The organism is Bacillus sp. RO2 (assembly GCF_012911845.1).
Lineage (GTDB): Bacteria > Bacillota > Bacilli > Bacillales > Bacillaceae_I > Sutcliffiella_A.
The window spans coordinates 1-18,858 of sequence record NZ_JAAXCU010000023.1 but is presented as its reverse complement, the minus strand read 5'-3'; the positions used below and the strand labels follow the sequence as shown (position 1 = coordinate 18,858).

Genomic DNA, 18,858 nt, shown 5'->3' with positions numbered 1-18,858 from the left:
TACGGACAAAGCCTTTTTCTGGCTATTGGCATGAACGTATCGTTAACGTTAAGCCACCATCTGCCCTAATTTTTGTAGTAGAGGTGTTTCACGTTGGCAAACAAGCGATCAACTCCGGACATAATATTAATTCTAACCACACTGACACTGCTTGCAGTAGGTCTTATCATGGTTTACAGTGCAAGTGCGGTATGGGCTGATTACAAATTTCAGGATACATTCTTCTTCGCCAAAAGACAGCTATTATTTGCTGGATTGGGTGTAGTAGCGATGTTTTTCATTATGAATGTCGACTACTGGACTTGGAGAACTTGGGCGAAATTAATTATTCTGGTTTGTTTTTTCTTGCTTGTCATCGTTTTGATTCCTGGTGTGGGAATGGAACGGAATGGATCACGAAGTTGGATCGGAGTAGGTGCCTTCTCTGTTCAACCATCTGAATTTATGAAAATAGCCATGATTGCATTTCTAGCAAAATATTTAAGTGAAAATCAAAAGAAAATTACTTCCTTTAAAAAAGGGCTTGTTCCAAGTCTCTCTCTCGTATTTTTGGCTTTTGGCATGATTATGCTTCAGCCTGACCTTGGAACAGGAACTGTAATGGTTGGCACGTGTATTGTCATGATCTATGTAGCAGGTGCAAGAATCAGTCACTTTGTTGGGTTAGGCTTAGTAGGGGTAGCCGGATTTGTTGTTCTAATTCTTTCGGCACCTTATCGGATAAAACGAATCACTTCCTTCTTGAACCCTTGGGAAGATCCATTAGGAAGCGGCTTCCAAATTATTCAATCTCTATATGCGATAGGGCCAGGCGGGTTGCTTGGACTAGGGCTTGGACAAAGCAGGCAGAAGTTCTTTTATCTACCTGAACCGCAGACAGACTTCATTTTTGCTATATTGGCAGAGGAACTCGGATTTATCGGAGGCACACTTGTCGTTCTTCTATTTGCTTTGCTTTTATGGAGAGGAATAAGGATTGCACTAGGCGCACCAGATTTATATGGCAGCTTCTTAGCGGTAGGAATTATAGCCATGATCGCCATTCAAGTAATCATTAATGTTGGAGTTGTAACAGGACTAATGCCAGTCACCGGAATTACACTACCATTCCTAAGCTATGGAGGCTCCTCCTTGACCCTAATGCTAGTAGCAGTCGGGATCCTCCTTAACATAAGCAGATACGCAAAGTACTAATAAAAAGCCGAAACCAGCCTGATGGTTTCGGCTTTATTGTTACATATCCGGACATAATATGACAAAAAATAAAAATTTGATTACAATAACTAATATTCGTTGCACATCTTTAACAAGGGATATACTATTAAAGTATTGTGCAAACAAGATTTGCACAACTACATTTCATAACAACGACCTACATCAAAGAAAATATGTAAATGACAAATAACAGGTTTAATATTTATGAACTTTAGGGTATGTAAACATAGTCCATTTTTAAATGAATTACATAATTGTCATGAACCAAATTTCAAACCTTCGTTGTGATGGGCCAGTGTACCGAAATAAATCAACATGCATAGAATATTAATAATTATTTTTGGGCCTACATCACGCTTTGACCGAAGGATTATCTTTCTACTATTAAAGGTTATGAAAAATGTTATATGAACGTGGATTTAGGAGGATTTTATATGGAAGCGTTAGTAAAGGAACTTCAAGAGAAAGAAGTGGGCAAGGTACTACCTAATGAACCACTAGCAAATCATACCACCATGAAAATTGGCGGTCCTGCAGATGTACTTGTGGAGCCGAAAAGTTTGGAAAAACTTCAAGAAACAATGGAGACGATTAATAAATTCCAGGTCAAATGGACGGCAATCGGCCGTGGTTCCAATCTATTGGTATCAGACCTTGGCATTGAAGGGGTCGTAATAAAGCTTGGAAATGGCATGGATCACTTTGAATTGAAAGAGAATGAAGTACATGTCGGAGGAGGATACTCCTTAATCAAGCTTGTTACCATCATCAGTAAAAAAGGATTATCAGGCCTCGAGTTTGCTGGAGGCATCCCTGGCTCAGTAGGCGGAGCAGTGTATATGAATGCTGGCGCACACGGCTCTGACATGTCTAAAGTATTAAAAAAGGCTCATATTTTGTTTGAAGATGGAAAGATGGAGTGGCTGACGGCTGATGAATTAAACTTTTCCTATCGAACATCGATTCTTCAAAAAGAGCGTCCAGGAATTTGTTTGGAAGCTGTGTTAATAGTGGAACAGGGAAATCGCGAAGAAGTAGTAGCTCAACTTCAAAAAAATAAAGATTATCGTCGTGATACCCAACCATTTTCTTATCCATGTGCCGGTAGTATTTTCAGAAATCCACTTCCCGATTATGCTGGTCAGCTGATTGAAAAAGCCGGGCTTAAAGGGCAAAAAATCGGCGGTGCCAAAGTTTCTGATATGCATGCAAACTTTATCGTAAACGATGATGGCGCAAAAGCTCAGGATGTATTGGACCTGATTGCATACATCAAGAAAACAATACTTGAGAAATACAATGTCCAATTAGAAACGGAAGTTGAAATTATAGGAAGAAAATAGTAGTTTTTTTCCGTTTTTTTCACCCCACATATGATATAATTATGCTAGAAAATCATTGTATAAAACATGCGTAGCTTCATGGCGCGCGGTGGGGTGAAATAGTCTTTAATGGAAAAAGGGAAAGTAGTGACGCTAGAAGACCGTGTACCTAAAATCAAACAACAGAGAAAGCAAAAGGCTAACAGAAGATTAATTATATATCTTTCTTTATTCTTTATTTTGTTGTTTTTGATCATTTACTCGCAATCTCCACTTAGTAAGGTTTCTGGCTTAACTGTAAGCGGTAATTTACATGTCACAGATAAGGAAGTCATAACATTAAGTGGTGTGACAGAAGAGACAAGCATCTGGCGTGTAAACGAAGAAAAAGTAGCTGAACTGATTCAGCAACACAAGGAAATTGCCTCAGCGGAAGTTCAGAGGATCTTTCCTAACAGTGTTGAGATCGTTGTCGATGAATTTAAGCGGATTGCATATATATATGAAAGTGGAAATTACTACCCAGTCATGGAAAACGGCAAAATGCTTTCTGTTCTTGATGAAGAGGATTCTTTGCCTGATGATGCACCACTCATGCTTAATTGGAAAAACAGTGAAATGGTGGAGAACTTTATTGTTGAATTGATAAAATTACCTGAATCCATCATTTACTCCATTTCTGAAATACATCATACTCCAACCGATATCGACCCTTATCATATAACCATGTTCATGAATGACGGTTATGAAGTTAGTGCGACGATTAGAGATTTCTCGGAGAAGATGGCCGCCTATCCTTCCATTGTAGAACAGTTGGATCCAAAAGTTAAAGGTGTCATTAATTTAGAAGTGGGGACATTCTTTAAGCCGTACGAAACTGGTGGAGAGAAAGAGGAAGAAACAGATGAAAGTGACGGGTAAACATGTTGTCTTGTCTTTTGTTTGTCTAGTCCTTGGTTTTATCGTCTCTTACTCGTTTCAATTAACAAACGAGGAAGAAGTCGTAGGTACTGACAGGCAATGGCAACGTGATAGAGCAATCAGAGAAACCTTAATTAGGACAGAAGAACGAAACCTTGAATTACAAAATGAGCTACAAGAAAAACAAGAGGCAATTCAAACCATAGAAGAAGAACTTGCAGAAGGTGAACAGCTATTATTCAATCTGGTCGAAGATGTTGAAAAGCTTCGTATGTTCAATGGTAATGTCAAAGTCCAAGGAGAAGGGGTAGAGGTGACGTTGGCGGACGCTTCTTATGTTCCTTCTGAGGAGAATATAAATAATTATATTGTCCACGAAAGTCATGTGTTTAAGGTAATGAATGAGCTGTTTATATCAGGTGCTACAGGGATAGCCATAAACGGACAAAGAATTACTAAAGATTCCTATATTATTTGCAATGGTCCTGTTATAACCATTGATGGAAATCAATATCCTGCGCCATTTGTCATAACTGCCATAGGAGATTCCGATGTCCTCATTCCGGCACTCAGTATCCTTGGCGGGGTAAAAGATCAATTGGTTGCCGATAATATTACAGTGAAGATGCAAAAAAAAGATCAAGTAGTTCTTGACCCTGTTATTCGATAAGGCTGAATGCATGCTTTGTGGTGAGGTAAGGTGTTCAAGATGGACAAGCGTAAATTTAGTTTTACCATTATTACAATTATTGTTGGATTGATGATTGCCATTCAATTTCAAACCGTACAGCAGCCAATTATTCGTGATACCCGTGATACATGGCAACTTAGAAGCGATTTGAATCGTGAGCAAGAAATACAATCACAGATTATTCAAGAAATAAGAAAGTATGACAAAATACTTCAAGACTATTCCAAAGAGCGTGATGAATCGAAAGAGACTATCGTTCGGGAAACGTTGGAAGAACTAAAAGTCGAAGCAGGGTTAACAGAAATGAAGGGACCGGGCATAAAGATGACTGTCAAACCATTGTTTGATGAAGATGTCCTAGGAAACATACAGAAAAACATATCTGCGGATCTCCTCAGAAGATTTGTTAATGAATTGAATTCCTATGGTGTGGAAGAAATAAGTATTGCCAATCAGAGAATTGTAAGTAGTACGATTATAAGAGAGATAAACGGTAGAACGAAAGTGAACAATGCTTGGATTCCCAATGCAAACTTTGAAATCATCGTTATCATCAGTGACCCAACAAAACTTTACAATCGTTTACAAGTATCAAGGGCAATGGATGAATTTGCAATTGAAAACTTACTGCTTGAAGTCTCAACACCCATTAACGAAGTAACCGTTCCCCCTTATGACGAGCAGATACGCGTGAAGTATATGGAACCGGTGAAAACTGGGAAGGAGGGGAACTGATTATGTGGCTCCCTCTTCTGGGTTTGATTGTAGGAATTGTTATGGGCCTATATTCAGAGATACGTGTACCTGATGAATATTCCAATTATTTATCAATTGCGGTTCTTGCTGCACTAGATACATTGTTCGGTGGAATACGTGCCCATTTACAAAACAATTATGATGATAAAGTATTTGTATCGGGTTTTTTCTTTAATATCCTACTTGCTGCAAGTTTAGCTTTTCTAGGCGTACATCTTGGTGTAGACTTATATTTAGCTGCAGTATTTGCTTTTGGAGTAAGGCTATTTCAGAACATTGCAGTGATAAGAAGAATATTATTGTCAAAATGGACGCTTTCTAAAGAAAAAAACGAAAAAAAATGATTTTAAAAAAGGGAAAACATCATATTTGTGGAATACTTTCTAATATAATATGTTTTTCAGGTGTTGTTCTTAAATATTTGGTTTTTTAGGAGTAGAAGGAGGTGCCATAGAATGAACAGCAATGAAATATACGTCAGTTTGGACATCGGTACATCCAGTGTTAAAGTAATCATTGGGGAAATGGTGAATGATACTTTAAATATTATTGGAGTCGGTAATGTAAAATCAACAGGTTTAAGAAAAGGATCTATAGTAGACATAGATGAAACTGTTCATTCCATTAATAAGGCAATTGAACAGGCTGAGAGAATGGTAGGGATGCCAATTAATAGAGTGGTCGTTGGCGTCACCGGAAACCATGTACAACTTCAGGATTGCCATGGAGTGGTAGCAGTTTCGAGTGAAAACAGGGAGATTGGGGACGAGGACATCGCTAGGGTGATAGACGCAGCGCAAGTCTTTTCCATTCCTCCTGAGAGAGAAATCATTGATTGTATCCCAAAACAATTCATCGTAGACGGATTGGATGAGATTAATGATCCACGTGGAATGCTTGGTGTTCGACTAGAAATGGAAGGTACCATCATCACTGGGTCAAAAACAGTCTTACATAACTTACTGCGTTGTGTAGAGAAAGCTGGATTGGAAATAACGGACATCTGCTTGCAGCCACTTGCATCTGGATCTATCGCATTGTCAAAGGATGAGCGTAATCTGGGTGTGGCACTTGTAGACATTGGTGGAGGTTCAACTACCATTGCCGTTTTTGAAGATGGATTCCTAAAGGCGACAAGTGTTTTACCGGTTGGCGGGGAGTACATCACGAAAGACATTTCCATAGGTTTACGCACTTCCACAGAAGACGCAGAAAAAATCAAACAAAAACATGGACATGCTTTTTATGACCATGCATCCGATGAAGAAGTTTTCAGTGTACCGATTATCGGAAGCGATCAGCACCAACAATTCAGTCAACTCGAAATCTCTGATATTATAGAAGCAAGAATGGAAGAGATTTTTGAGTTAGTACAACATGAGATTAAAAGATTAGGTGTCCGGGAGATTCCTGGTGGATACGTATTAACTGGCGGTGTAGTAGCCATGCCAGGAGTTCTGGAATTGGCACAGTTAATTCTGAACAATAATGTTAGGAAAGCTGTTCCGGATTATATAGGTGTAAGAGAGCCTCAATATACTACAGGAGTAGGGCTTATCCAATTTGCTTACAAAAATGCAAAACTGCAAGGAAGAAAAATTGAAACTACATCAGCACCTAGTGAATACCCGGAAAAACGTAGTGGAAAACAAACTCAACAAAAAGTAAAGCAGGCAAAGCAACCAGTAAACGAAGAAGAAAAAGTAGGCAACAAAGTAAAAAAATTCTTCGGACTATTCTTTGAATAAGCTTGCAAGTACTTTCGAGAAATAGGAGGAACAGTCATGTTAGATTTTGATAACAGTATCGATCAATTAGCTACCATAAAAGTAATCGGAGTTGGTGGAGGCGGTAACAACGCTGTAAACCGTATGATAGAGCATGGTGTTCAAGGAGTAGAGTTCATCGCGGTAAATACAGATGCTCAAGCTCTTAACCTATCAAAAGCAGAAGTGAAAATGCAAATCGGAGGCAAACTTACTCGTGGTCTTGGAGCAGGTGCAAATCCTGAAGTAGGGAAAAAAGCTGCTGAAGAAAGTAAAGAACAATTAGAAGAAGTTCTTAAAGGTGCAGACATGGTATTTGTCACCGCTGGTATGGGCGGAGGTACCGGTACTGGTGCAGCTCCTGTTATCGCACAGATTGCACGCGATCTTGGAGCATTGACTGTCGGTGTTGTAACAAGACCGTTTACTTTCGAAGGCCGTAAGCGTGCTACTCAAGCAGCTGGCGGTATCGCTTCCATGAAAGAAGGAGTAGATACGTTAATCGTCATTCCAAACGATCGTCTACTTGAAATCGTGGACAAAAATACACCAATGCTAGAAGCGTTCCGTGAAGCAGATAACGTACTTCGTCAAGGTGTACAAGGTATCTCTGACTTGATCGCTACTCCAGGACTGATCAACCTAGACTTTGCGGATGTGAAAACAATCATGTCTAACAAAGGATCTGCATTGATGGGGATTGGTGTTGCAACAGGGGAAAATCGTGCAGCCGAAGCAGCAAAAAAAGCTGTATCTTCTCCACTACTTGAAACTTCTATCGACGGAGCTCAAGGTGTATTAATGAACATTACAGGCGGTACTAACTTAAGCTTATATGAAGTACAGGAAGCTGCAGACATCGTGGCATCCGCTTCTGATCAAGAAGTGAACATGATTTTTGGTTCTGTTATCAATGAAAACCTTAAAGACGAAATCGTTGTAACGGTTATCGCTACAGGTTTTAGCGAAGCAGAAATCAACCATACTAAACAAGGTGCACGTCCAGTGTTCGGAGCGCAAAAAGCTCCAGCGCAAAAAACACAACAACCACAACGTGAAGTAAGACGTGAAGAGCCGGTTCAACAGCAACAAGAACAACAAGAGCCACGTCGCCAGCAACAATCTCAGCAACAAGAAGAAACGTTGGATATACCAACATTCCTACGTAACAGAAATCGCCGCCGCTAATCTTTATTAGCTGCAGGCTTAAATTAAAAGCACCAAACCATTTATTTTGAAGATGGTTTGGTGCTTTTTTGATGTGTGCTATTCTTACGGTTTTCGAAATGTCACAATACCTGCCTGAAAAATCACAATAAACATTGAAAAAGTTATAATCATTTCAGAAAAAGTTACAATCAACCTCCGAAAAGTTACAATCCAAGTATTTTAGCCACCTGCGGTTAACAAATTCGTAAAGGCTTAAAGCCCCCATTACACCTCTTATCTTCCCCTCCGACAAATAAGCAAAAAAACCTTCAAAAATTGTATTCTACCATCGGCAGGAACTGACAGACTTTCTAATAGTAGTGATTTATACTAGTTTCAAACATAAAAAGGTATAAATGAGGGACTAAACTTGACCGTATATTTAGATGCGATCTGGCTATTGAATTTCGGGTTTGATTTCCTGCTATTAAAAATTACCGGTATCATTCTAAAACGAAAAATGGCGACCTGGAGATTGATGTTAGGGGCATTTTTAGGTTCATTAATTGTCGTTCTCATGTTTACCCCATTACAGGCGCTAGTTGCAAATCCATTTGTCAAAATGCTTTTCTCCCTCACGATTATACTTGCAGCATACGGGTTCCATAGGCTCAGGGTTTTTGTAGAAAATTTGATTGTATTCTATGTTACTACCTTTTCAGTAGGTGGAGGCATGCTTGCCGTTCATTACGCCTTGCAAGTAGATCAGCGATTTGCCAATGACAGTATTCGCAGCTTGACCACCGGACTTGGAGATCCAATTTCATGGATGTTTGTCTTCATCGGTTTTCCGGTCCTTTTATACTTATCAAAGAAGCAATTCCATGCAGTAGAAACAAGAAAATTTAAATATGACCAATTGGCCAATATCTCCATTACTGTAGAAAAGGAAGTGATTTCATTACCTGGTCTCTTGGACAGTGGAAACCAGTTATTAGATCCGATTACCAAAACCCCTGTCATGATTGTGGAGGTGGCCTCTCTTCAAGCATTTATCCCTCCAGAAATAATACAAGCTATGGATTCCATTGAACAAACTCAAGGTTGGCCAACTTTTTCAGAGGAAACTAAGTGGGTGGATAGAATCAGAATCATCCCATACCGTGCAGTTGGAAAAAGTACCAGTTTGATGCTTGCAATAAAGCCGGACAAAGCAGTCATTCATCATGATGGTAAACAGTATGAAACAAATAAATTTCTTCTTGGGCTGACAAAAACAACCCTCTCTTCGGAAGGAGATTATGTATGTATCCTCCATACAAAAATGCTACAGGGAGAAGTGGTTGAGCAGGTTTCATAAATCTATACTCACAACATACACAAATATTAGAAAAAAGGGAGGAATTAACTTGGGGAAACTGAAGATTAAGATGACTTATTTATGGTATAAATTATTAATCAAATTAGGATTAAAAACAGATGAAATATATTATATAGGGGGAAGTGAAGCACTGCCGCCTCCTTTATCGAAAGAAGAAGAGGCCCACCTTCTCATCAAATTGCCTAATGGAGACCAGGCAGCAAGATCAATATTAATTGAACGAAACTTGAGACTTGTTGTTTACATCGCAAGAAAGTTTGAGAACACAGGCATAAATATTGAAGACTTAATCAGTATTGGAACCATTGGACTAATAAAAGCTGTAAACACGTTCAATCCTGAAAAGAAGATTAAATTAGCAACTTATGCATCCCGCTGCATTGAGAATGAAATATTAATGTATCTGCGCAGAAATAATAAGGTTCGTTCTGAAGTATCATTTGATGAACCATTAAATATTGACTGGGATGGTAATGAATTGTTGCTTTCAGATGTGCTTGGGACTGAAGAAGACATCATCACAAAAGATTTAGAAGCAAATGTAGACCGAAAGCTACTGCTAAAAGCCCTAGAACAACTAAATGATAGAGAAAAGCAAATCATGGAATTACGCTTTGGCCTCATTGGCGGCGAAGAAAAAACACAAAAAGATGTTGCCGATATGCTTGGAATTTCACAATCATATATTTCCCGTTTAGAAAAACGTATTATTAAAAGGCTCAGAAAAGAATTTAATAAAATGGTGTAAAAAAAATTTTTTATACTATAACCCTAGTGGTGATAAGGATTGTAATTATTTGTCAGAATAGATAAATTTCTGCATATGCATATTTTTCCCTCCTGAGGAGATACTTAACTCTGAACAGCAACTCCTGTTAGGAGGGGAAAGAATGACACGTAATAAGGTAGAGATTTGTGGAGTAGACACCTCTAAGCTTCCTGTTTTGAAAAATGAAGAAATGAGGAAGTTGTTTCGCGAAATGCAAAGTGGTGAGCTTTCTGCTCGTGAAAAGCTTGTGAATGGCAATTTAAGGCTTGTATTAAGTGTTATTCAACGGTTTAACAACCGTGGAGAATTTGTAGATGACTTATTTCAAGTAGGATGTATAGGATTGATGAAATCCATTGATAACTTTGATTTAGGTCAGAATGTTAAATTTTCTACATATGCAGTACCGATGATCATCGGGGAAATCAGACGATACCTTCGTGACAATAATCCAATTAGAGTCTCTAGGTCGTTACGTGATATCGCTTATAAAGCACTGCAGGTGAGAGAAAGATTAATGAGTGAAACATCCAGAGAACCGACAGCAGAAGAGATTTCAAAAGTTTTGGAAGTACCCCATGAAGAAATTGTTTTCGCCCTTGACGCTATCCAAGATCCTGTCTCATTGTTTGAGCCAATCTACAATGATGGAGGAGATCCTATCTATGTATTGGATCAAATCAGTGATGAGAAGAACAAAGATATCCAATGGATAGAAGAGATTGCTTTAAAAGAAGGAATGAGACGCCTGAATGACAGGGAAAAACTAATCTTGAGAAAACGTTTCTTTCAAGGTAAAACACAGATGGAAGTTGCTGATGAAATCGGAATTTCGCAAGCTCAAGTATCTCGCCTAGAAAAGGCAGCAATTAAGCAAATGAATAAGAATATTCAAAGCTAATGCAGGAAAATATAAAAATAAAAGTTCCAGGATCCTCCTCTCAAACGGATCTCTGGTTCTTTTTTTTGGACAAGTTAATGTATGTAACAAAACTTTTTTCTTTTCTCTTCATGAAGTTCGATACATCTATCATATAGTTAAGTATGATAGCTAAAATGGGGGAATGGACATGGTAAAAATATCTGATTTTCAAATGAAAGATGTGGTAAATGTCTCGGATGGGAAGAAACTTGGTAACATTGGCGATATAGACATAAATCTAACAAATGGAAAGATTGAGGCCATCATCATTACCGGAGGAGGAAAGATGCTAGGTTTTTTTGGTAAGGATGAGGAGGTCGTTATTCCATGGCGAAATATCGTCAAAATCGGTGCAGATGTTATTCTTGTGCGTTATCAAACAAAAGTAGAGACTGCATATGAGGAATGATGCGCGAAAATTACTGTCGAAAGGGATAATATAATTCAATGTTAGTAGAAAAATGTGGTACAATATGAAAGAATATGAGTGTAACATAAAGAAGGTGTCATAGATGACGGAGCCATTTGTTCTGGAAAAAGAACAAACACTGTCTCTCCCTGAATGGAAAGGGAATGCTTCCAACTTGATCGTCGGATTTACTACGAAAAATGGAGGCGTCAGTGAAGGACAATTCAGTACTTTGAATATGGGGTTGCATGTCAATGATTCAGTGGATGCTGTTTGTCAAAACAAAGAGATTTTGGCAAGCCGGTTGAATATACCTACAAAAAATTGGGTAGGATGCGACCAAACACATGAAGATAAAATCATAAAAGTAAACAGCCATGATAAAGGTAAAGGTGTTTATTCCTACAGCACTGCTTTGGCAGGTACAGATGGCATTTATACAGATAGTGAAAATATTTTATTAACACTATGTTTTGCTGATTGTGTGCCATTGTACTTTTATTCCAAAGAGCATTCCCTTGTTGGAATTGCTCATGCCGGCTGGAAAGGCACCGTGAAAAATATTGCCGGCAACATGATTAATCGATGGATGGAAGATGGCGTTAACATTGATACGATTCAAGTTGCCATTGGACCAGCTATTTCGGCACAAGCATATATTGTGGATGACCATGTTGTTAATAGAGTAATGGATGCACTTCCAGATGTTGAAAAGGGAACATACATGAAAGAAGTTTCTAGAGGGCAGTATGCTCTTGACCTTAAAAAAGTCAATTTTGAACTTCTTTTGAAAGCTGGTGTGAAGGAGAGAAACATCCTTTGCAGCTCTTTTTGTACAAGCTCTAATGAATCCCTATTCTTTTCTCATCGTCGGGATAAAGGAAAAACGGGAAGAATGATGAGTTTTATCGGTTTGAAAGGTGCGGATATTGAATGAGCGAACAATCAGTCCAATTAAATCTTTCACAAATTCAGCAAAATATCAGAGCTGCCTGTGACAGTGCCAATCGTTCAGTAGAAGAGGTAAAGATTATTGGTGTTACAAAATATGTATCAACAGAACGTGCTCAAGAGGCCATTTCAGCAGGTGTAGTGCATCTTGGGGAAAATCGTGATGATGGTTTCTTAAAGAAATGGGATGCGATATCTAATCAAGCAACGTGGCATTTCATCGGCACTTTACAATCTAAAAAAGTAAAAAATATCATTGATAAAGTGGATTATATTCACTCCTTGGACCGCAAGTCCCTAGCAGAAGAAATACATAAAAGGGCAGAAAAAATCATTAAATGCTTTATTCAAGTAAACGTGTCAGGGGAAGATTCAAAACACGGGCTAATGCCGGAAGAAGTTCCGGGATTTGTAAAAAAGCTCTCAGACTTCCATAACATTCAAATTGTCGGATTAATGACAATGGCTCCTTTTACAGAGGAGGAAAAAGTGTTGCGAAACTGCTTCCGCGGATTGAAGTCACTGCAACAAGAAATACAATCGATGAACCTTCCGTTTGCGCCATGTACAGAACTGTCCATGGGGATGTCCAATGACTACAAGATTGCTATTGAAGAAGGTGCAACATTCGTCCGAATTGGAAGTGCGCTTGTAGGAAACGAACAATAATTTGGAGGTGTAAGGTATGACGATAAAATCAAAATTCAAAAGTTTCTTTGCCTTAGATGATGAAGAATATGAGTATAAAGAATCGGAAGTATACGAGGAAGAAGAAATGGTAGAGGAGCCGAGAAGAACAAGGTCCGGGACTACTCAACCTGCTTCAAGACAAAATGTTGTCAGCTTGCAAAGTGTACAGAAGACATCCAAAGTGGTTCTTTATGAACCTAGATCTTATTCGGAAGCACAAGACGTTGCCGACCATTTAAAGAACCGCCGCGCAATCATCGTCAACTTGCAGAGAATAGATATAGATCAGGCTAAGCGGATCGTAGACTTCCTAAGTGGCACCGTATATGCCATTGGGGGGGATATCCAGCGCATTGGACAGAATATTTTCCTTTGCACGCCAGACAATGTGGATGTATCTGGGTCCATTTCTGAGATTATGCAGCAAGAACAGGAAGAATATACAGACAAGAGGTGGTAGACTAACATGGATATGTTTTTTAGGTTATTGAACGATTTAGTTTTTATTTACACGATAGCTTTAATTATTTATATTTTTATGTCTTGGTTTCCAGGAGCAAGGGAATCTTCCTTTGGCAGGATTTTAGGAAGAATATGTGAGCCTTATCTTGACATGTTTCGCCGCATCATCCCGCCACTAGGAATGATCGACATTTCTCCAATTGTCGCTATTTTCGTATTGCGATATGCAGTATTAGGGCTTGCAGCTTTGTTTCGTATGATAGGTATATATTAATAGTAAAAGTAGGGAATCTCGCTAGTACTTTAACGGGTTCCCTTCTTAACTTTTGTAAGAGTAGAGTGATATGATGAGTATTTATCAACATTTTCGTCAAGAAGAGCATGATTTTATCGACCAAGTATTGGAATGGAAGGATACTGTAATCGAACAGTATGTTTCAAAACTTACGGATTTCCTTGACCCTCGTGAGCAGGAAATTGTGAAAAGTGTAGTAGGTAATAATGAGGATGTTAAGCTTGCTTTCCATGGGGGAACAACTGGTGCCGAAAGAAAACGTGCCCTTTTATATCCTCCCTACCTCGAACCCACTGCAGAGGACTTCCAGCTAAAAGCTTATGATCTTTCCTACCCCGAAAAGTTTGTGAAGATTGAACATCGCCAAGTGCTAGGTTCCTTGATGGGTATCGGTCTAAAAAGAAGCAAATTTGGGGATATTTATTTTCACGATACAACTATTCAAGTTATACTGAGCTCAGAAGTAAGTGCTTTTGTTGAGTTGCAATTACAAGAAGTAGGTAAAGTGAAAGTGTCTTTGAATGAGATACCTCTTGAGTCACTAAAATCAACCGAATCAAGCTGGGACGAAGCTTCTACGACAGCTGCATCCTTGCGATTGGATGTTATGATAGCGTCCATCTACAATCTTTCTAGACAAAAGGCGCAATTATTGATTGGTGCTAAAAAGGTGAAGATTAACTGGAAGCTTGTTGAGCAGACAGCCTTTGAATGCCAGGAAGGAGACATCCTTTCTGTAAGGGGATTTGGGAGAAGTAAACTTTTGACTGTGGATGGAAAAACCAAGAAAGACAAATGGAGAATTATTGTAGGAAAACAAAAATAATTTTTTGTTTGGCAGGAAAACAAGAGAGTATGTCGAATAATGTTAAGTAACAGTAGAGATTTTAATGGAGGTGGCATCAATGCCCTTAACACCACTTGATATTCACAATAAAGAGTTTAATAAGGCTTTTCGAGGCTACGATGAAGATGAAGTAAATGAATTCCTTGATCAGGTAATCAAGGACTATGAGATGATTCTGCGTGAAAAGAAAGAACATGAGGAAAAGGTCAAAGAATTGAATGACCGTTTATCTCACTTTACCACGATCGAAGAAACGTTAAATAAGTCTATACTAGTGGCACAAGAATCCGCAGAGGATGTCAGAAGAAATGCCCAGAAAGAAGCAAAACTGATTATCAAGGAAGCGGAAAAGAACGCAGACCGTATTATTAATGAATCGTTATTGAAATCAAGAAAGCTTCAAGTGGAAATAGACGAATTGAAGAAGCAGTCAAAAATCTTCCGCAACCGTTTCAAGATGCTTGTTGAAGCGCAGTTGGAGCTAATTGATAACGATGACTGGGAACACTTAATGGAATACGAAGAAAAAGATAAAGAATTAGAAGAAAGTGGAGTATAACCTTGACGATATAAGGTTATATTCAGTATAATAACGAAACAAATCAAAGTTTTTTCATACAATAAATACATGCACTTATTTTTATAAATTAATTAAAGCGTTGATAGGGACAGTAGTTTCTCTTGCCACTTATTATAGCGAACCGGGGTCGGTGAAAGCCCGGTATAAGAAGAGAAGTGAAGATCACCCTAGAGCACGGGACTGAACGCACATTGCCTGTAAGTCTTGTCGTCACATTCACGTTACGAATGCTAAAGTGGACTAAAACTGCCATTAAGCAGTTACGTCAATTTAGGGTGGTACCACGGGAGATCCTCTCGTCCCTTTCATGGGATGAGGGGATTTTTTTATTTGCTTGAAGATTTGTAGCACAGGGCGAAGACTCCTGAGGGAGATAACGCTAGGTGAAGACCCCGCAGGCATAGCTGAGGAGGCTCACGTCAGCCCATAGGAAAGCTAAGCCCAGTGCGGAAATTAACAATACCTTTATTTATGAAAAAACAAAAACGTGAAAGTTGGAGGAAAGAACATGGAATACAAAGATACCTTATTAATGCCTAAAACCGAATTCCCAATGCGCGGAAACCTACCAAACCGCGAACCACAACAGCAACAAAAATGGGACGAAATGGACATCTACAAAAAAGTGCAAGAACGCACAAAAGACCGCCCAATGTACGTACTGCACGACGGACCACCATACGCAAACGGAGACATCCATATGGGTCACGCACTCAACAAAGTCCTAAAAGACTTCATCGTCCGTTACAAATCCATGAGCGGCTACCATGCACCATATGTTCCTGGCTGGGATACACACGGTCTGCCAATTGAAACAGCTCTTACAAAGAACAAAAAAGTAAAACGCAAAGAAATGTCCGTAGCAGACTTTCGTAAATTATGTGAAGAATATGCTTACGACCAAGTAGACCGCCAACGTGAGCAATTTATGCGTCTTGGTGTACGCGGTGACTGGTTCAATCCTTATATCACACTAAAGCCTGAATATGAAGCACAACAAATCAAAGTTTTTGGTGAAATGGCGAAAAATGGATTGATCTATAAAGGCTTGAAGCCGGTTTATTGGTCTCCTTCCAGTGAGTCTGCACTTGCAGAAGCGGAAATCGAGTATCAAGATAAACGCTCTCCTTCTATCTATGTAGCATTTAAAGTAGAAGACGGAAAAGGCGTACTAGATGGATCTGAAAGCTTCATCATCTGGACGACCACTCCATGGACCATTCCTGCTAACCTTGGAATTGCTGTGCATGCGGATCTAGATTACAATGTTGTCGAAGTAAATGGCCGTAAGTTCATCATCGCTGCAGAACTTATGGAAACTGTATCTAGCACACTTGAGTGGGAAGATGCAAAAGTTGTGAAAACACTTAAAGGCGCAGAATTAGAGCATGTAGTTGCGAAACATCCGTTATATGACCGCACTTCATTAGTAATGCTTGGTGACCATGTAACGACTGACGCAGGAACAGGTTGTGTTCATACTGCACCAGGTCACGGGGAAGACGACTTTATCATCGGAAAGAAGTATGGCCTAGATGTATTGTGCCCGGTTGATGCAAAAGGAAATATGACAGAAGAAGCACCAGGATTTGAAGGGCTTTTCTATGACGAGGCTAACAAGCCTATTACAGAAAAACTACAAGAAGCAGGAGCACTTTTAAAACTGAACTTTATCACGCACTCTTATCCACATGACTGGCGTACGAAAAAGCCGACCATCTTCCGTGCAACAGCACAATGGTTTGCTTCTATTGATAAAATCAGGGACCAATTGCTTGAAGCAGTGGCAGAAACAAAATGGGTACCAGCATGGGGTGAAACTCGCCTTTACAACATGGTACGTGACCGTGGAGACTGGTGTATTTCCCGTCAGCGTGCATGGGGAGTTCCAATTCCTGTGTTCTATGCAGAAAACGGCCAGGAAATTATTACAGACGAAACAATCGATCATGTATCTGCTTTGTTCAGAGAGCATGGATCTAATATCTGGTTTGAAAAAGAAGCGAAAGACTTGCTTCCAGAAGGTTTCACACATGAAGGAAGTCAAAACGGCACTTTCTTTAAAGAGATGGACATCATGGACGTATGGTTTGATTCCGGTTCATCCCATCAATCAGTTCTAGAAGAAAGAGATGACCTGCAACGTCCTGCTGACCTTTACCTGGAAGGTTCTGACCAATATCGCGGATGGTTCAACTCTTCATTGACAACAAGTGTAGCTGTAACTGGAAAAGCTCCTTACAAAGGAATCTTGAGTCATGGGTTCGCACTTGATGGAGAAGGTCGCAAAATGAGTAAATCACTAGGTAATGTTGTTCTTCCTTCTAAAGTGATGAACCAACTTGGTGCAGATATTCTTCGTTTATGGGTAGCTTCTGTTGATTATCAATCTGACGTTCGTGTTTCTGATAACATCTTAAAGCAAGTAGCTGAAGTGTATCGTAAAATCCGTAATACTTTCCGCTTCCTGCTAGGTAATCTTTCTGACTTTGATCCGACCGTAAATGCGGTGGAAATGAAAGATCTACGTGAAGTGGACCGTTACATGATGGTCAAACTTAACAACTTAATCACGAAAGTGAAAAAGTCCTATGAAGAATATGAGTTTGCTGGAATCTATCATGCTGTTCACAATTTCTGTACGATTGAATTGAGTTCATTCTACCTTGACTTTGCTAAAGACATCCTTTATATCGAAGGAAAAGACCAGCATGACCGCCGTGCCATCCAAACTGTACTTTATGAGACATTGCTTGCTCTTACTAAACTTGTGACACCAATCCTTCCTCATACAGCTGACGAAGTATGGTCACACATTGATTTTGTAAAAGAAGAAAGTGTACAACTGGTTGATATGCCGGACGTATTGTCTGTTGACGGTGCAGATGCGATTGAAGAAAAATGGGATAAATTCATGGCACTTCGTGATGATGTGTTAAAAGCGCTAGAGGTTGCCCGTAATGAAAAAGTGATCGGTAAATCCCTTGCAGCAAAAATCACATTATATCCGAATGCCGAAACGAAGGCATTGCTTGATTCCATCGAAGAAAACGTACAGCAACTGTTCATCGTTTCCGGGTTGGAAGTTGCTGGTGTGAAAGAAGAAGCTCCAGAAACTGCGCAACAATTTGAAGGAGTAGCCATCTCCGTTACACCTGCAGAAGGCGAAACATGTGACCGCTGCTGGGTTGTCACACCGACAGTTGGAGAAGATAAGGACCATCCAACACTTTGCGTTCGCTGCGCAACTGTAGTTAAAGAAAATTATAGTGCTTAATACTTGAAGAATGGACCTGCGCTGACAATTGTTGGCGCAGGTTCTATTATTATTTGTGATTAGTTTGTATAGGGGTTGCTTCGTCATACAGGTTGAATGAGGACAAAGTTCCCCGTATTTTAAAGGAAGAGGTAGTCATACGCGTCGAATGAGGACAAAGTTCCCCGCATTTCAAAGGGAGAGGTAGTCATACGCGCCGAATGAGGACAAAGTTCCCCACATTTCAAAGGGAGAGGTAGTCATACGCGCCGAATGAGGACAAAGTTCCCCGCATGTTAAAGGGAGAGGTAGTCATACGCGCCGAATGAGGACAAAGTTCCTCGCATTTTAAAGGGAGAGGTAGTCATACGCGCCGAATGAGGACAAAGTTCCCCGCATGTCAAAGCGAGAGGTAGTCATACGCGCAGAATGAGGACAAAGTTCGCCGAATTTTAAAGGCAGAGGTAGTCATACGC

Annotated in this window: 19 protein-coding genes and 1 other annotated feature; all 19 genes read left to right on the top strand. The window is 39.6% G+C overall.

Annotated elements, in window-relative coordinates; translation table 11 throughout:
* The first annotated feature begins 93 nt into the window (after positions 1-93).
* The 19 genes from spoVE (at position 94) to ileS (ending at position 18,403) form a co-directional block, all read left to right on the top strand.
* Positions 94-1,194, top strand: coding sequence for a stage V sporulation protein E (spoVE, locus tag HF078_RS04125; protein WP_148986589.1), 1,101 nt, complete (start codon positions 94-96; stop codon positions 1,192-1,194).
* A gap of 455 nt (positions 1,195-1,649) precedes the next feature.
* The gene (gene murB, locus HF078_RS04120; protein ID WP_169289972.1) at positions 1,650-2,558 is read left to right on the top strand and encodes a UDP-N-acetylmuramate dehydrogenase; all 909 of its coding nucleotides are present in this window, start codon (positions 1,650-1,652) and stop codon (positions 2,556-2,558) included.
* Positions 2,559-2,666: 108 nt separating this feature from the next.
* Complete coding sequence (locus HF078_RS04115) at positions 2,667-3,458, top strand: cell division protein FtsQ/DivIB (protein WP_169289971.1); 792 nt, start codon at positions 2,667-2,669, stop codon at positions 3,456-3,458.
* Entirely contained in the window at positions 3,442-4,128 is a 687-nt protein-coding gene (locus HF078_RS04110) for a DUF881 domain-containing protein (protein ID WP_169289970.1), read from the top strand. Before HF078_RS04115 ends, HF078_RS04110 begins: the two co-directional genes overlap by 17 nt.
* A 39-nt stretch (positions 4,129-4,167) precedes the next feature.
* Entirely contained in the window at positions 4,168-4,884 is a 717-nt protein-coding gene (locus HF078_RS04105; protein WP_169289969.1) for a DUF881 domain-containing protein, read from the top strand.
* A gap of 2 nt (positions 4,885-4,886) precedes the next feature.
* Entirely contained in the window at positions 4,887-5,249 is a 363-nt protein-coding gene (locus HF078_RS04100) for a small basic family protein (RefSeq protein ID WP_169289968.1), read from the top strand.
* A gap of 111 nt (positions 5,250-5,360) precedes the next feature.
* Positions 5,361-6,653, top strand: a complete 1,293-nt coding sequence (ftsA, locus tag HF078_RS04095) for a cell division protein FtsA (RefSeq protein WP_060665814.1) — start codon at positions 5,361-5,363, stop codon at positions 6,651-6,653.
* A gap of 36 nt (positions 6,654-6,689) precedes the next feature.
* Positions 6,690-7,859, top strand: coding sequence for a cell division protein FtsZ (gene ftsZ, locus HF078_RS04090; RefSeq protein WP_169289967.1), 1,170 nt, complete (start codon positions 6,690-6,692; stop codon positions 7,857-7,859).
* A 391-nt stretch (positions 7,860-8,250) separates the two neighbouring features.
* A complete protein-coding gene (gene spoIIGA, locus HF078_RS04085) occupies positions 8,251-9,180 on the top strand; it encodes a sigma-E processing peptidase SpoIIGA (protein ID WP_169289966.1) in 930 nt (309 codons plus the stop codon).
* Between the two features lie 49 nt (positions 9,181-9,229).
* Positions 9,230-9,949, top strand: coding sequence for an RNA polymerase sporulation sigma factor SigE (sigE, locus tag HF078_RS04080; protein WP_063561195.1), 720 nt, complete (start codon positions 9,230-9,232; stop codon positions 9,947-9,949).
* A 142-nt stretch (positions 9,950-10,091) separates the two neighbouring features.
* Positions 10,092-10,871, top strand: coding sequence for an RNA polymerase sporulation sigma factor SigG (gene sigG, locus HF078_RS04075; protein WP_060665819.1), 780 nt, complete (start codon positions 10,092-10,094; stop codon positions 10,869-10,871).
* A gap of 169 nt (positions 10,872-11,040) precedes the next feature.
* On the top strand, positions 11,041-11,301 hold the full coding sequence (locus HF078_RS04070) for a YlmC/YmxH family sporulation protein (protein ID WP_169289965.1): 261 nt from the start codon (positions 11,041-11,043) through the stop codon (positions 11,299-11,301).
* Positions 11,302-11,404: 103 nt separating this feature from the next.
* Complete coding sequence (gene pgeF, locus HF078_RS04065) at positions 11,405-12,238, top strand: peptidoglycan editing factor PgeF (RefSeq protein WP_169289964.1); 834 nt, start codon at positions 11,405-11,407, stop codon at positions 12,236-12,238.
* Positions 12,235-12,921 carry a YggS family pyridoxal phosphate-dependent enzyme gene (locus tag HF078_RS04060; protein ID WP_169289963.1) on the top strand — a complete coding sequence of 229 codons (687 nt, stop codon included), beginning with the start codon at positions 12,235-12,237 and terminating at the stop codon, positions 12,919-12,921. The genes pgeF and HF078_RS04060 overlap by 4 nt, the downstream gene beginning before the upstream one ends.
* A gap of 16 nt (positions 12,922-12,937) precedes the next feature.
* Positions 12,938-13,402: a cell division protein SepF gene (locus HF078_RS04055; RefSeq protein WP_169289962.1), complete on the top strand. Its 465-nt coding sequence runs from the start codon at positions 12,938-12,940 to the stop codon at positions 13,400-13,402.
* 6 nt (positions 13,403-13,408) lie between these two features.
* Complete coding sequence (locus tag HF078_RS04050) at positions 13,409-13,678, top strand: YggT family protein (RefSeq protein ID WP_169289961.1); 270 nt, start codon at positions 13,409-13,411, stop codon at positions 13,676-13,678.
* A 73-nt stretch (positions 13,679-13,751) separates the two neighbouring features.
* Positions 13,752-14,525: a YlmH family RNA-binding protein gene (locus tag HF078_RS04045; RefSeq protein ID WP_169289986.1), complete on the top strand. Its 774-nt coding sequence runs from the start codon at positions 13,752-13,754 to the stop codon at positions 14,523-14,525.
* Between the two features lie 79 nt (positions 14,526-14,604).
* Positions 14,605-15,105 (top strand): DivIVA domain-containing protein, encoded by a 501-nt coding sequence (locus tag HF078_RS04040; RefSeq protein WP_169289960.1) that lies wholly within the window; start codon positions 14,605-14,607, stop codon positions 15,103-15,105.
* A 91-nt stretch (positions 15,106-15,196) separates the two neighbouring features.
* Positions 15,197-15,433: a binding site (T-box leader), on the top strand.
* 201 nt (positions 15,434-15,634) lie between these two features.
* Positions 15,635-18,403: an isoleucine--tRNA ligase gene (gene ileS / locus HF078_RS04035; RefSeq protein ID WP_169289959.1), complete on the top strand. Its 2,769-nt coding sequence runs from the start codon at positions 15,635-15,637 to the stop codon at positions 18,401-18,403.
* Positions 18,404-18,858: the final 455 nt, after the last annotated feature.